Genomic DNA, 13577 nt, shown 5'->3' with positions numbered 1-13577 from the left:
TTCAACTTGCTCCGTGGCCATTGAGGACCTTGAAAGGGGTTTTGATCAGGATCTTCAGGTCGAGCCAGGGGCTCTGCTGGAAGATGTAGGTCATGTCGAGGGTCACGCGGCCGTCGAAATCCACGTCGCTGCGCCCGGATACCTGCCACAGGCCGGTGATCCCCGGGTAGATGCTCAGGCGGCCGAGGTGGTGTTCCTTGTAGGTCTGGGCATGGAACGAGGTGGGGCGCGGGCCGACGATGCGCATCTGGCCGAGCACCACGTTGATCAGGTTGGGCAGCTCGTCGAGGCTGGTACGGCGCAGGAAACCGCCGATTCCAGTGATCCGCGGGTCGCGGTCGATCTTGAAATCCACCGAGTCGGCGCCGTGCTTGTTCAGGTGGCGCACCGAATCCTTCAGGGCCTCGGCGTTGACCACCATGGTGCGGAACTTGTACATGCCGAAGCGCCGGCCGCGAAAACCGGTGCGCAACTGCACGAAGAACACCGGGCCGGGGCTGGTGAGCTTGATCAGCAAGGCCACGACCAGCAGCACCGGCGACAGCAGCACCAGCAGCACCGCGGCCAAAAGCGCCGAGGTCAGGCGCTTGCTGCGCGACAGGGTCCAGGGCCGCCCGCCGTCGCGGCCGGTGATCCAGCCGTGCTGTTGCAGGTCGATGGCGGCCTGGACCTTGCGCCGGAACGGGTCGTTGCGCCGGTCGATGTGCAGCGGGGCGGGCACCTCGGTTGCGGGCGATGAGAGAGGTCTATCCATATCCACCGGGAATACTTCCATTGCAGGGGTTGGGTAAAAACGTTCGGCTGTCGCGGCTCAGGACGCCGCGCCCGGGTAGTAGCTCAGGTACCACTGGACGAACTCGCGCAGGCCTTCCTCCAGGGGCACCTGGGGGCCGAAACCGGTGAGGTTTTCCAGGGCGCTGACATCCGCGCAGGTGTTGAGCACATCGCCGGGCTGCAGCGGCAGGTATTCCACCTGGGCCTTGTGGCCGAGGAGTTTTTCCAGGGTCGCCACGTAGTCCTTGAGCTCCACCGGGCGCTGGCCGCCGATGTTGAACAGGCGCCAGGGCGCCATGCTGGTGGACGGGTCCGGCTGTTCCCGGTCCCACAGCGGATCGCGCACTGGCGGCTTGCCCAGCAGGCGCACCAGGGATTCGACGATGTCGTCGATGTAGGTGAAGTCGCGCTGGTGCATGCCGTAGTTGAACAGTTTCAGCGGCCGGCCCTGGCTGATGGCGTCGGCGAACAGGATCGGCGACATGTCCGGCCGGCCCCAGGGGCCGTACACCGTGAAGAAGCGCAGGCCGGTGGCGGGCACGCCGAACAGGTGGCTGTAGCTGTGGGCCATCAGCTCGTTGGCTTTCTTGCTGGCCGCATACAGCGACAGCGGGTGGTCGACGTTGTCACTGACCTTGTACGGGGTCTGCTGGTTGGCCCCGTACACCGAACTGGACGAGGCGTAGATCAGGTGTTGCACCGGGTAGCGCCGGCACATCTCCAGCAGGTTGAGGAAACCGCTGAGGTTGCTGTCCAGGTAGGCCTTGGGGTTTTCCAGGGAATAGCGCACCCCGGCCTGGGCGGCGAGGTTGATCACCACCTGGGGCCGTACTTCGGCGAACAGCCGTTCCAGGCCCTCGCTGTCGGCCAGGTCCAGGCGCTGCAGGGGAAAGTGCCCTACCTGGCGTTCCACCCAGCGCACCCGGTCGCGCTTGAGCTGGGGGTCGTAGTAGTCGTTGAAATTATCCAGCCCGGTGACCTGGTGCCCATCCTTGAGCAAACGCAGTGCGGTATGGGCGCCGATGAATCCGGCGGCCCCGGTGATCAGGATATTCATGCGCGCAATGCCTCCGGTACACGGTAGGGCAGGCCGATGCTCAGGTAATGCAGGCCGGCATCCGCTGCCTGTTGCGGGTTGTAGAGGTTGCGGCCGTCGACCACCAGGCGATCCCTGAGGGTCTCGCGCAGCAGCGTGAAGTCCACCACGCGAAAGGCCTTCCATTCGGTGCAGATCACCAGCGCGTCGGCGCCTTGCAGGGTGTCGTCACGGGTGGCGCACAGTTGCAGGTCATCGCGGTAGCCGTACAGGCGCCGGCATTCGGTCATGGCTTCCGGGTCGTAGGCCTGGACCTTGGCCCCGACCTCCCACAGTGCCTGCATCAGGTAGCGGCTGGTGGCTTCGCGCATGTCGTCGGTGTTGGGCTTGAAGGCCAGGCCCCAGAGCGCGATGACCTTGCCCTGCAGGTTGTCCCCCAGGTGCGCCTTGAGCTTGCGAAACAGCACATGGCGCTGCTGCTCATTGACGTCGCGCACGGTCTTGAGCATGTGCGGTTCCAGCCCGTGGCTTTCTGCGGTGTGGATCAGCGCCCGCAGGTCCTTGGGGAAGCACGAGCCGCCGAAGCCGGCGCCGGGGTAGATGAAGTGGTAGCCGATGCGCGGGTCGGCACCGATGCCCTTGCGCACGGCATTGATGTCCACCCCCAGGCGTTCTGCCAGGTTGGCCATCTCGTTCATGAAGCTGATGCGGGTGGCGAGCATCGCGTTGGCCGCGTACTTGACCAGCTCGGCGCTGCGGTTGTCCATGAACATCAGGCGGTCATGGTTGTGGTTGAAGGGCGCGTATAGTTCGCTCAACTGCTGGCGGGGCAGGTCGTCGGCGCAACCGACGATGATCCGGTCCGGGCGCATGCAGTCGGCCACGGCCGAGCCTTCCTTGAGGAACTCCGGGTTGGAGACCACGTGCACCCGCAGTTCGGATTTGCCCAGGTCTGCCAGTTGTTCGGCGACGGTCTCGATCACCAGATCGGCGGTGCCCACCGGCACCGTGGATTTGATCACCAGGGTCTTGTCGCTGAACATCAGGCAGGCAATGTTGCGCGCCACCGCCAGGACATGGTCGAGGTCGGCGGAGCCGTCTTCGTTGGAGGGAGTGCCGACCGCGATGAAAATCACCTTGCCGTGGCCCACTGCATCGCTGGCCTGGGTGGTGAAGTGCAATCGGCCGGCCTTTTGATTCTCTTCGATCAGGGTCGCCAGGCCCGGCTCGTGAATCGGCGGAATAGAACGTTGCAGCTGGGCGATCTTGTGGCTGTCGATATCGACACAGACCACGTTATGCCCGACATCGGCCAGGGCAACTGCTTGCACCAGGCCAACATAGCCAGTACCAAAAACGCTGACTTCCAAGGGAACGACCTCGTCCATGATGAGTGTTGGGGTGAGGGTGGTTCTCACCTTCTGAAAAGGCGTATGGCACATTGCCGCTATCACGCTCTTTTTTTGACACTACCATAACGTCGAGACGTTTAATTGACGTTTTGCTGTGTTACATAAATGACAGCTGTGTTTTGTTTATTTTTCGATGCATAAAATAATGTTTAAAAACAATTAGTTAATCGTCTTCATGATGGTCATCATGGAAAGCGTCAAATAGTTGGTTTTTGTTAATAAATGACTGAAAAAACCGACGAACGGTAGTGCGGTAAGACGAAAAGCTGATGCCTTTTTGATATTACCTGCTATGGCAGCCTGGGTTCCGAAGGCGAAGCTGAGCAGTTGGACAGTTTTTTTGACGCTTTCTGCAGCTTTAAAACTGTTGAAATTGATCGGTTTTTTCAAAGATATGGCTGGCAAAGCGGGACGGGTAGCGCCGGTTATGACCAGGCGGGCGTCAGACTAAAGTCGGGTTGGGAGGGTAGGGGCTATCTGCCATCATTGCCGGTCTTCATTGATTCAATCAATTCAGCTGGCGATCACAGATTCGCTGGATGAATTTCACCTGGGTCTTTTTCTTTACCTCGCGTCACTGATTTGCTGCTGGAGCCTGTTCATGCGTCCCCCTTTCCCCTTACTCAATCCGTGCCCATTGCTGGGCCTCGGCGCTGCCGTGCTGTGCGCGGGTTTTGCCCCTCTGGCCAATGCGGCGGGTTTTTTCGAAGACAGCAGCGCCAAGCTGGAATCGCGCACGATCTACTTCAACCGGGACTTTCGCGACGGCCACACCAGCACCGACCAGGGCGCATCCAAGCGTGAAGAATCGGCCCAGGGCTTTATTCTCAACCTGCAATCGGGCTACACCGAGGGCACCGTGGGTTTCGGCCTGGACGCCCTGGGCATGCTGGGGATCAAGCTCGACTCCAGCCCCGACCGCAGCAACAGCGGCCTGCTGCCCTCCAGCGGTCACGACCCGCGGGGCTCGGCGGACCAGTACGCCAAGCTGGGGTTGACCGCCAAGGTCCGGGTCTCGCAGACGGTATTCAAGTACGGCGCCCAGTTGCCGGACCTGCCACTGCTCAAGTACAACGACGGGCGCCTGCTGCCCACCATGTTCAACGGCGCGGTGCTGACTTCCCGGGAGGTCAAGGACCTGACCCTGACCGCGGCCCGCTTGAACCGCTACACCGCGCGGGACTCCAGCGATGCCCAGGACATCCGCGTGCACTGCAAGAACAAGCGCTACGCCTGCAACACCACGGCGGATCACTTCGACACCTATGGGGTGGACTACAAGTTCAACGATCGCCTGACCGGCCAGTACCACTACGCCGAGCTGGAAGACATCTACCGTCAGCATTTTGTCGGCCTGCTGGCCAACCAGCCCCTGGGGCCCGGCGTGCTCAAAGGCGACCTGCGCCTGCTCAAGAGTGCCGACACCGGCGCCGAGCGCGCCGGCGGCATCGACAACCGCGCCCTGAGCACCATGCTCGGCTACAGCGTGGCCGGGCACGTGTTCAGTGCCGGCTGGCAGCGCATGTACGGCGACAACTCCATGCCTTACCTGGATGGCAGCAACCCGTACCTGGTGAACTACGTGCAGGTCAACGACTTCGCTGCGATCCAGGAGCGTTCCTGGCAACTGCGCTATGACTATGACTTCAAGGCCATTGGCCTCAATGGCTTGAGCTTCCTGACCCGCTACGTCAGCGGCGACCACATCAAGGTCCCGGGCAGCCTGCGCGAAGGCCGCGAATGGGAGCGCGACAGCGAGCTCAAGTACGTGGTGCAGAGCGGCGCCTTCAAGGACGTGAGCCTGCGCCTGCGCAACGCCACCTACCGCAGCAACTACCAGAAGATCGCCCGCGACATGGACGAAACCCGCCTGATCGTCAGCTACAACTTCTCGCTGCTTTGACCGACGACTCTGGTAGAAGCTGGCTGGCCAGCGAAGGCGGTAGCCGCAATTGCGCAAGGCTTGCGGGCCTCTTCGCCGGCAAGCCGGCGGCTACGGGAGTTGATGTCGGTAGGGCAGGTCCGGGCCGGTGCGGGTGCAGGTCTGGGCCGCGACGTTGACGGCGAAACGCAGCAGGGCGTCGGTCTGCTCGCGATCGAGCTGTTCAAGGCCCTGGGGGAATCCAGGCCCTGTTCGGTCAGCCAGGTGATCAGCGCAGCCTGGAAGGTATCTCCGGCGCCCACGGTGTCGGCAACCTCCACCCGGGGCGCGTCCACCGACCAGCTGCCATGCCCACGGCTGAACACCGTCGCGCCCTGGCTGCCACGGGTCAGGAACACCAGCCGGGCATTGCCTTGCAGCCAACCCCGGATCAGCATTTCGGGCGCCTGCCCGGGGTACAGCTGGGCCAGGTCTTCGTCGCTGACCTTGATCAGGTCGGCATGGCCGGCCAGTTCGGCGATGCGCTGGCGCCACAGCTGGATATCCGGCTGCGGGTTGAGCCGTACGTTGGGGTCCAGGCTGATCAGCCGCTGCCCCCGCTCACGGCGCACCAGGGCCAGCAAGGTATCGGCAATCGGCTGCACCACCAGGGCAAACGAGCCGATATGCAGCCCGCGCACCTGTGCGTCGAGCTGCGGCAGGTGCTCTTCTTGCAACTGGCGATCGGCACAGCCCTCGCCGCGAAAGCTGTAGTGGGGCGAGCCATCGGCGCCCACGGCCACCATGGCCAGGGTGGTGGGGGCGTCGAATTCCCGCAGGTAGCGGGTATCCACGCCTTCGTTTTCCAGCACCCGCCGCAGGCGCTGGCCCAGGTAGTCCCGGGACAGCCCGGCCAGCAGGGCGACATCGACGCCCAGGCGGCGCAGGCCCACTGCCACGTTGAACGGCGAGCCCCCGGCGATCGCCTGGAACGCCACTTTACTGGCCGGGGCCCCGGCCTCATCCGCGCTGAAAAAGTCGAACAGCGCTTCGCCACACACCAGATACATAGTCATTCGCTCTTCAAAGGCTTGCCAGTTGCTGTCGATAGCGCTGGTACACCGGTTCGTAGGCCGCCACGTGTTCGGCCCGGGGCTGGGTTTCGCTGCCCGGGTCGAGGCGCACGCAGCGCTCGCAGAGTTGTTGCAGGTCCAGGTCCGGATCATCCAGCCGGCCATGGCACCAGGCTGCCTGGATCGCCGCGCCCAATGCGGCGGCTTCGGCCTCGCGGGGGCAGATCACCGGGGCATGCATGATATCGGCGACCATCTGTCGCCACAGCAGACTTTTCGCACCGCCGCCGATCAGCCGGATGCTCTGGCTGTGCAGGCCCGCTGCGCGCAACAGGTCGAGGCCGTAGCGCAAACCGAAGGTGGTGCCTTCCACCACCGCGCGGCACAGGTTGGCCGGGGTCAGGTTGTCCAGGGTCATGCCGTGCAGGCTGCCCTGGGCCTGGGGCAGGGCGGGCACTCGCTCGCCGTTGAAGAACGGCAGCAGGCACAGCCCCTCGGCCCCGATGGGGGCCTGCTCCAGGCGCTGGTTGAAAGCGGCAAGGTCCAGGCCCAGCAGTTCGCGCACCAGGGTGGTGGCGTTGGTCAGGTTCATGGTGCAGATCAGCGGCAGCCAGCCACCGCTGGACGAACAGAAGGTCGCCACCGAAGGCTCGGGGCTGATCAGCGGGCGCTCGGCGTAGGCATACACGGTGCCGGAGGAGCCCAGGCTCATGGTGATGATTCCGGGCTGGATATTGCCGGTGCCGATGGCCCCCAGCATGTTGTCGCCACCGCCGCTGGCTACCCAGGCATCCGCGCTGATCCCCAGTTGCCGGGCGACCGGCGCAAGGATCCGGCCCACAGGCTGGTGCGCTTCGAGCAACGGCGGCAAGGCCCGTTCCAGGCGCCCGCTGGGGTCGATATGGGCCAGCAGGGCGCGGTCCCAGTCGCGCCTGCGCACATCGAAATAGCCGCTGCCCGAGGCATCGCCGTACTCGCTGCAGCAGCGCCCGGTCAGCCAGAAATTGAGGTAGTCGTGGGGCAGCAGGATATGCGCAATGCGCTGGAACAGCTCCGGGTGCTGCTCCCGGGTCCAGAGTAGTTTTGACACCGTGTAGCCCGGGGCAATGGCCAGCCCCAGGCGCTCCAGGGAGCCCTGGGTGCCCCCCAGCCAGTCCAGCAGGCGCTGGTTTTCGGCGCTGCTTTGGGTATCGCACCACAGCTTGGCCGGGCGCAGCACCTGGCCCTGGTCATCCAGCAGCACCAGACCGTGCTGCTGGCCGCAAACCCCGACACCGAGCACCTGCCGGCCATCCACCCCGGCCGCCTGCAAGGCCTGCCGGGTGGCGCTGGTGCAGGCTTGCAGCCACTGCGCGGGATCCTGTTCGCGGCAGCCATTGGCGCCGCTGATCAGGCTGTGGGGCGCAGCGCCCCGGCCCAGGACGGTGCCGCTCCGGCTGTCGAGGATCAGCGCCTTGGTGCCCTGGGTGCCGCAGTCGAGGCCGAGAAAAAGCGCGGGTTGAGTCATCGTCGCTCCTGGTGTGGGTGATTACTGTCGAGCTGTAGCCGCTGCCGAGCCTGAGGCAGCGGCTACACGGGCCTGGCCAACAACCGTTCCAGCGTCTTGCTCACGCCATGTTCGCGCAAGCTGTTGAAGCAGCGCTCGAAAGCATCGACAAACGCGCTGGAATGGGGAATCGCCGAGCCGAAGATTTCTTCCACCGCCAGCAAACGTTGGGTCAGCAAGGTATCGTCGGCCACCAGGGCCTGGCAGAACTCGGCCCGCGGGTCGGGAACCCGGTAGCTCAGGCCATTCTCGTCCACGCCCTTGAGGTACAGGGCCCAGGCCGCCACCACCAGGGCCGCACGCTCGGTATCACGGCCATCGGCGATCAGCCGGTTGATGGTAGGCACGGTGAACTTGGGAAACTTCGACGAACCGTCGCTGCACACCCGCTCTAGCTGGTCGGCGATCGCCTGGTTGGAGAAGCGCTGGACCAGGGTGTCCTTGTAGGCCGCCAGGTCGATGCCCGGTACCGGCGCCAGTTGCGGGGTTACGTCCAGGTCCATGTAGGCGCGCATGTAGGCGACGAACAGCGGGTCGTTCATGGTTTCGTGGACGAAGCGGTAGCCCTTGAGAAAGCCCAGGTAGGTCAGGGCCAGGTGGCTGCCGTTGAGCAGCTTGATCTTCATCTCTTCATAGGGCGTGACGTCGTCGGTGAACTGCACGCCGACCTGTTCCCAGGCCGGCCGGCCATTGCAGAACTTGTCTTCCAGGACCCACTGCACAAAGGGCTCGCAGACGACCGGCCAGGCATCGTCGATGCCGTGCTCATCGTGCAGTTGCAGGCGGTGGGCGGTGCTGGTCATGGGGGTGATGCGGTCGACCATGGCGTTGGGAAAGCTCACGTGGCGCTCGATCCAGTCATGCAGGTCGGCGTCGCGGCGGGCGGCGAAGGCCAGCAGCGCCTTGCGGGTCACCGCGCCGTTGTGGGGCAGGTTGTCACAGGACATCAGGGTAAAGGCCGGGATCCCCGCGGCCCGGCGCAGGGCCAGGGCCGCGCAGAGAAAGCCGAATACCGTGCGCGGCTGTTGCGGATGGGCCAGGTCGTGCTGGATCTGCGGCAGGTGCAGCATGAACTCGCCCGTGCTGTCGTCGATGCAGTAGCCGCCCTCGGTGATGGTCAGGGAGACGATGCGGATCTCCGGGCTGGCCAGCTTGTCGATCAGCGCCTGGGCGTCGTCCTCGGCCAGCAGCATCTGGCTGATGGCGCCGATCACCCGCACCTCGTGGCCGTCGCCATCGCCCAGCTCGTACAGGGTGTAGAGGTAGTCCTGGCCGGCCAGATCGTCCCGCGCGCGGCGGTCTTCGGAGCGCAGGCCGACCCCGCAGATGCTCCAGTCCAGGCCCTGGCCCAGGTTCATCAGGGCATCGGTGTAATAGGCCTGGTGGGCCCGGTGAAAGCCGCCGACGCCAATGTGCGCGATGCCCTGGCGGGTGGCGGTGACGGTGTAGGCGGGTACCCGTACCTGGGGCGGCAGTTGGCTGAGGTTCAAGCGTTTGAGTTTCATGCAGGGCTCTCTGGGATCAGGCGGCGGCGCGCAGGGGGCGGGACACGGCGACCCCCTGGGCATCGAATAGATGGCAGTGCTGGGGGGCAGGTGCAGGTGCAGCTGTTCGCCGTAGCGGCTCGCCAGGTCACCGCGGATACGCAGGGTCAGGGCTTCACCGCAACTGCTGCGGACATGGCAGAAAGTGTCGCTGCCCAGGCGCTCGGCCACGTCGCTGGTGACTGCCAGGCTGCCCGGGCCGGGCTCGCCCAACTCCAGATGCTCGGGGCGGATGCCCAGGGTCACCTCGCTGCCCAGGCTCAGTTGCGCACCGCTCTGTTCCAGGCGCAGGCGTGCCCCGGCATCCAGCTGGACCTCGCAGCCCTGGCCGTCGACGTGGCTGATGCGGCCCTTGAGAAAGCCCATCTTCGGCGTGCCGAGAAAGCCTGCGACAAACAGGTTGGCCGGGCGATGGTAGAGCTCCAGGGGCGAGCCCACCTGTTCCACCCGGCCACCATTGAGCACCACCACCTTGTCTGCCAGGGTCATGGCTTCCACCTGGTCGTGGGTCACGTAGATCATGGTGGCCTGCAGTTCCTTGTGCAGGCGCGCCAGTTCCAGGCGCATCTGTACCCGCAGGGCGGCATCGAGGTTGGACAGCGGTTCGTCGAACAGGAAGATCTTCGGGTTGCGCACAATGGCCCGGCCAATGGCCACGCGCTGGCGCTGGCCGCCAGACAGCTGCTTGGGCTTGCGTTCGAGCATCGGCCCCAGTTCCAGGATGCGCGCCGCCTCGTCGACCTTCTGCTGCACCAGGGCCTTGTCGACCCCCGCCAGGTCCAGGGCGAAGGACATGTTCTTGCGCACGCTCATGTGCGGGTACAGGGCGTAGGTCTGGAACACCATGGCCAGGTCGCGCTTGGCCGGGCTGACTTGGGTGATGTCGCGACCGTCCAGCTCGATGCTGCCGCCGCTGACTTCCTCCAGCCCGGCGATCAGCCGCAGCAGGGTGGACTTGCCGCAGCCCGAGGGGCCGACGAAGACCACGAACTCCTTGTCGTTCACCTCAAGGTCGATGCCCTTGATGATGTCGAAGCCTTCGAAGCCTTTTTGCAGGTTGCTGATTTTCAGGTGAGCCATGGGATGTCTCCGCAATTTCAGAGTTACTTCACCGCGCCAAAGGACAGGCCGCGCACCAACTGCTTCTGGCTGATCCAGCCGAAGATCAGGATCGGCGCGCAGGCCAGGGTCGAGACCGCCGAGAGCTTGGCCCAGAACAGCCCTTCGGGGCTGGAGTAGGAGGCGATCAGCGCGGTCAGCGGGGCGGCGTTGGAAGAGGTCAGGTTCAGCGACCAGAAGGCCTCGTTCCAGCACAGGATCAGCGACAGCAGTGCAGTGGAGGCCAGGCCACCCTTGGCGATGGGCATCAGCACCCGCAGCATTTCCTGGGCCAGTGTGGCGCCGTCCAGGCGGGCGGCTTCGAGGATGTCCCGGGGGATGTCCTTGAAGTAGGTGTAAACCATCCACACCACGATCGGCAGGTTGATCAGGGTGTAGATCACGATCAGCGCGATGCGCGTATCCAGCAGGCCGAAGCTCTTGGCCAGCAGGTAGATGGGCATCAGCACGCCCACCGGCGGCAGCATCTTGGTGGAGAGCATCCACAGCAGGGTGCGCTTGGTGTTGCGGGTTTCAAAGAAGGCCATGGAGTAGGCCGCCGGCACCGCGATCAGCAGGCACAGGGCGGTCGCGCTGAAGGAAATCACCACCGAGTTCCAGGCGAAGGCCAGGTAGTTGCTGCGCTCGTTGATGTGCAGGTAGTTCTCGAGCGTTGGCGTGAAGATGAATTGCGGCGGCGTGGCAAAGGCGTCGATCTCGCTCTTGAAGCTGGTCAGCACCATCCAGAAGATCGGGAAGAAGATCAGGATCGCGATGGCCCAGGCCAGGGTGCCCAGTAGCAGGCTTTGCAGGCGTCGGGATTGTTGCAGGGTCATGGCGGCCACCTCAGCTCTGGTCAGTCAGGTTTTTGCCGATCATCCGCACCAGGATGATCGCGGCGATGTTGGCGATGACCACGGCGATCAGCCCGCCGGCCGAAGCCATGCCGACGTCGAACTGCACCAGGGCCTGGTTGTAGATCAGGTACGCCAGGTTGGTGGAGGCGTAGCCCGGGCCACCGTTGGTGGTGGTGAAGATCTCGGCGAACACCGACAGCAGGAAGATGGTCTCGATCATCACCACCACGGCAATCGGCCGGGCCAGGTGCGGCAGGGTCAGGTGCCAGAAGATGGCGATGGGCCCGGCACCATCGAGGCGCGCGGCTTCCTTTTGTTCCTGGTCCAGGGACTGCATGGCGGTCATCAGGATCAGGATGGCGAACGGCAGCCACTGCCAGGAAACGATGACGATGATCGACAGCAGCGGGTAGTGCGCCAGCCAGTCCACCGGCTGGGCGCCGAACAGTTTCCACAGCGCGGCGAGGATCCCCGACACCGGGTGGAAGATCAGGTTCTTCCAGATCAGCGCGCCCACCGTGGGCATGATGAAGAACGGCGAGATCAGCAGCACCCGGACGATGCCCCGGCCGAGGAACTCGCTGGCCTCCAGCAGGGCGCTGATCAGTACCCCGAACACCACGCTGATCAGCAGTACGCTGCCCACCAGCAACAGGGTGTTGGTGGCCCCGGGCACAAAGCCCGAATCACTGAGGAAGTAGCTGAAGTTCTCCAGGCCGACGAACTGGTTCTCGCCGGGGTACAGCAGGTTGTAGCGGATCACTGAAAAGTACAGGGTCATGCCCAGGGGCACGATCATCCACAGCAGCAACAGCGCCACCGAGGGCTGACCAGGAACCAGCCTGGGTTGGCCAGGCGGCTTTTGCGAGGCGCCGCCTGCGGTTGCACATGCAGCTTGGCAGTCGAGGTATTCATAAGGGTCACAACCAGTTGGGTACAGGGGGGCCCGACACGGCGCTGGCACGGCCGGGCTGCCCGTAGGTGCTGGCTTGCCAGCGAAGGCGCCCTTGAACACTGCGCAAGACTCAAGGGCCTCTTCGCCGGCAAGCCGGCTCCTACAGGGAGAGCCGGGTTATTTCGGGTAGCCGGCGCGTTTCATTTCCCGTTCGGTGCTCTGCTGCGCGGCCGCCAGGGCCTGGTCCACCGTGGTCTGGCCGATCAGGGCGGCGGAAAACAACTTGCCGACCTGGGTGCCAATGGCCTGGAACTCGGGGATGGTCACCAGTTGGATGCCGACGTAGGGCACGGGCTTTAGGGTGGGCTTGCTCGGGTCGGCGACCTTCAGCGATTCCAGGGTGACCCTGGCGAACGGCGCGGCCTGCATGTAGGTCTCGCTATAGGTGGAGGCGCGGGTGCCCGGCGGCACATTGGCGATGCCATCCTTCTCGGCCACCAGGGCCGCGTACTGCTTGGAAGTGGCCCAGGCACTGAAGGTCTTGGCGGCGTCCTTGGCCTTGGAACTGGCGGGGATCGCCAGGGACCATGAGTACAGCCAGGCGCTGCCCTTGTCAGTGACCTGGTGCGGCGCGTAGGTGAAGCCCACATGGTCGGCGACCTTGCTCTGGCTCTTGTCGGTGACGAAAGAGCCGGCCACGCTGGCGTCGACCCAGATCGCGCACTTGCCGCTGTTGAACAGCGCCAGGTTTTCGTTGAAACCGTTGCTCGAAGCCCCCGGTGGTCCGGACTTCTTCATGTTGTCGACATAGAAGCTCAGGGCGTTCTTCCATTCCGGCCCGGTGAACTCGGGCTGCCATTGTTCATCGAACCAGCGTGCGCCATAGCTGTTGGCCAGGGTGGTGATCAGGGCCATGTTTTCGCCCCAGCCGGCCTTGCCCCGCAGGCACAGGCCGTATTGCTCCTGGTCGGGCTTGTTGAGCTTGGCGGCGAATTCGCCGATCTGCTCCCAGGTCGGCCGCTCGGGCATGCTCAGGCCGGCCTCCTTGAACAGGTCGGTGCGGTAGTAGGTCATGGAGCTTTCGGCGTAGAACGGCAGGGCATAGAGAGTGCCCTTGACCGACAGGCCCTCGCGCACCGAAGGGAAGACATCGTCCAGCTCATAGCTGGCCGGCAGGTCCTGCATCGGTTGCAGCCAGCCCTTGGCGCCCCAGAGTGCGGCTTCGTACATGCCGATGGTGAGCACGTCGAATTGCCCGCCCTGGGTGGCGATGTCGGTGGTCAGGCGCTGGCGCAGCACGTTCTCTTCCAGCACCACCCAGTTCAGCTTGATGTCCGGGTGCTCGGCCTCGAAGGTCTTGGACAGGCGTTGCATGCGGATCATGTCGCTGTTGTTGACGGTGGCGATGGTCAGGGTCTGGGCGCCAAGGGTGACGCTGCTGAGGGTCATGCAGGTGGTGAGGAGCAGGGCTTTGCTGCAGG

8 protein-coding genes and 3 pseudogenes are annotated in these 13577 nt (G+C 64.4%); 1 reads left to right on the top strand and 10 read right to left on the bottom strand.

Annotated elements, in window-relative coordinates; all coding sequences use genetic code 11:
* Nucleotide 1: 1 nt before the first annotated feature.
* The 3 genes from KI242_RS16175 to KI242_RS16165 are packed head-to-tail and all read right to left on the bottom strand — an operon-like array spanning nucleotide 2 to nucleotide 3180.
* Nucleotides 2–754: a sugar transferase gene (locus KI242_RS16175; RefSeq protein ID WP_019093969.1), complete on the bottom strand. Its 753-nt coding sequence runs from the start codon at nucleotides 752–754 to the stop codon at nucleotides 2–4.
* 57 nt (nucleotides 755–811) lie between these two features.
* Complete coding sequence (locus KI242_RS16170; RefSeq protein WP_011061366.1) at nucleotides 812–1831, bottom strand: NAD-dependent epimerase; 1020 nt, start codon at nucleotides 1829–1831, stop codon at nucleotides 812–814.
* Nucleotides 1828–3180: a UDP-glucose/GDP-mannose dehydrogenase family protein gene (locus KI242_RS16165; RefSeq protein WP_026020068.1), complete on the bottom strand. Its 1353-nt coding sequence runs from the start codon at nucleotides 3178–3180 to the stop codon at nucleotides 1828–1830. Before KI242_RS16165 ends, KI242_RS16170 begins: the two co-directional genes overlap by 4 nt.
* Before the next feature lie 643 nt (nucleotides 3181–3823).
* Between KI242_RS16165 and KI242_RS16160 the strand changes: the two genes are divergently transcribed.
* A complete protein-coding gene (locus KI242_RS16160; RefSeq protein WP_015635666.1) occupies nucleotides 3824–5125 on the top strand; it encodes an OprD family porin in 1302 nt (433 codons plus the stop codon).
* 90 nt (nucleotides 5126–5215) lie between these two features.
* Here the strand turns inward: KI242_RS16160 and KI242_RS16155 are convergent.
* From KI242_RS16155 to KI242_RS16125, 7 genes and pseudogenes are all read right to left on the bottom strand, one after another.
* Nucleotides 5216–6153: pseudogene (locus tag KI242_RS16155) on the bottom strand (carbohydrate kinase).
* A gap of 13 nt (nucleotides 6154–6166) precedes the next feature.
* Nucleotides 6167–7663, bottom strand: coding sequence for a xylulokinase (gene xylB / locus KI242_RS16150; RefSeq protein ID WP_015635664.1), 1497 nt, complete (start codon nucleotides 7661–7663; stop codon nucleotides 6167–6169).
* Between the two features lie 62 nt (nucleotides 7664–7725).
* Nucleotides 7726–9207: a mannitol dehydrogenase family protein gene (locus KI242_RS16145; RefSeq protein ID WP_011061361.1), complete on the bottom strand. Its 1482-nt coding sequence runs from the start codon at nucleotides 9205–9207 to the stop codon at nucleotides 7726–7728.
* A 16-nt stretch (nucleotides 9208–9223) separates the two neighbouring features.
* Nucleotides 9224–10326, bottom strand: a pseudogene (gene ugpC, locus KI242_RS16140) (sn-glycerol-3-phosphate ABC transporter ATP-binding protein UgpC).
* Between the two features lie 23 nt (nucleotides 10327–10349).
* The gene (locus KI242_RS16135; RefSeq protein WP_011061359.1) at nucleotides 10350–11180 is read right to left on the bottom strand and encodes a carbohydrate ABC transporter permease; all 831 of its coding nucleotides are present in this window, start codon (nucleotides 11178–11180) and stop codon (nucleotides 10350–10352) included.
* Between the two features lie 10 nt (nucleotides 11181–11190).
* Nucleotides 11191–12116 (bottom strand): annotated as a pseudogene (locus tag KI242_RS16130) (sugar ABC transporter permease).
* A 157-nt stretch (nucleotides 12117–12273) separates the two neighbouring features.
* A complete protein-coding gene (locus KI242_RS16125; protein WP_230493608.1) occupies nucleotides 12274–13545 on the bottom strand; it encodes a sugar ABC transporter substrate-binding protein in 1272 nt (423 codons plus the stop codon).
* Nucleotides 13546–13577: the final 32 nt, after the last annotated feature.

This window comes from Pseudomonas sp. Eqa60 (genome assembly GCF_018326405.1).
Taxonomy (GTDB): domain Bacteria; phylum Pseudomonadota; class Gammaproteobacteria; order Pseudomonadales; family Pseudomonadaceae; genus Aquipseudomonas; species Aquipseudomonas protegens.
The sequence above is the reverse complement of the archived record's forward strand: the minus strand, read 5'-3'. Positions and strand labels throughout refer to the sequence as shown.

Bases quoted from the DNA above. Each gene is read 5' to 3' on its own strand.
- KI242_RS16175 (WP_019093969.1), bottom strand. From the start codon at position 754: ATGGATAGACCTCTCTCATCGCCCGCAACCGAGGTGCCCGCCCCGCTG.
- KI242_RS16170 (WP_011061366.1), bottom strand. From the start codon at position 1,831: ATGAATATCCTGATCACCGGGGCCGCCGGATTCATCGGCGCCCATACC.
- KI242_RS16160 (WP_015635666.1), top strand. From the start codon at position 3,824: ATGCGTCCCCCTTTCCCCTTACTCAATCCGTGCCCATTGCTGGGCCTC.
- xylB (WP_015635664.1), bottom strand. From the start codon at position 7,663: ATGACTCAACCCGCGCTTTTTCTCGGCCTCGACTGCGGCACCCAGGGC.
- KI242_RS16145 (WP_011061361.1), bottom strand. From the start codon at position 9,207: ATGAAACTCAAACGCTTGAACCTCAGCCAACTGCCGCCCCAGGTACGG.
- KI242_RS16135 (WP_011061359.1), bottom strand. From the start codon at position 11,180: ATGACCCTGCAACAATCCCGACGCCTGCAAAGCCTGCTACTGGGCACC.
- KI242_RS16125 (WP_230493608.1), bottom strand. From the start codon at position 13,545: ATGACCCTCAGCAGCGTCACCCTTGGCGCCCAGACCCTGACCATCGCC.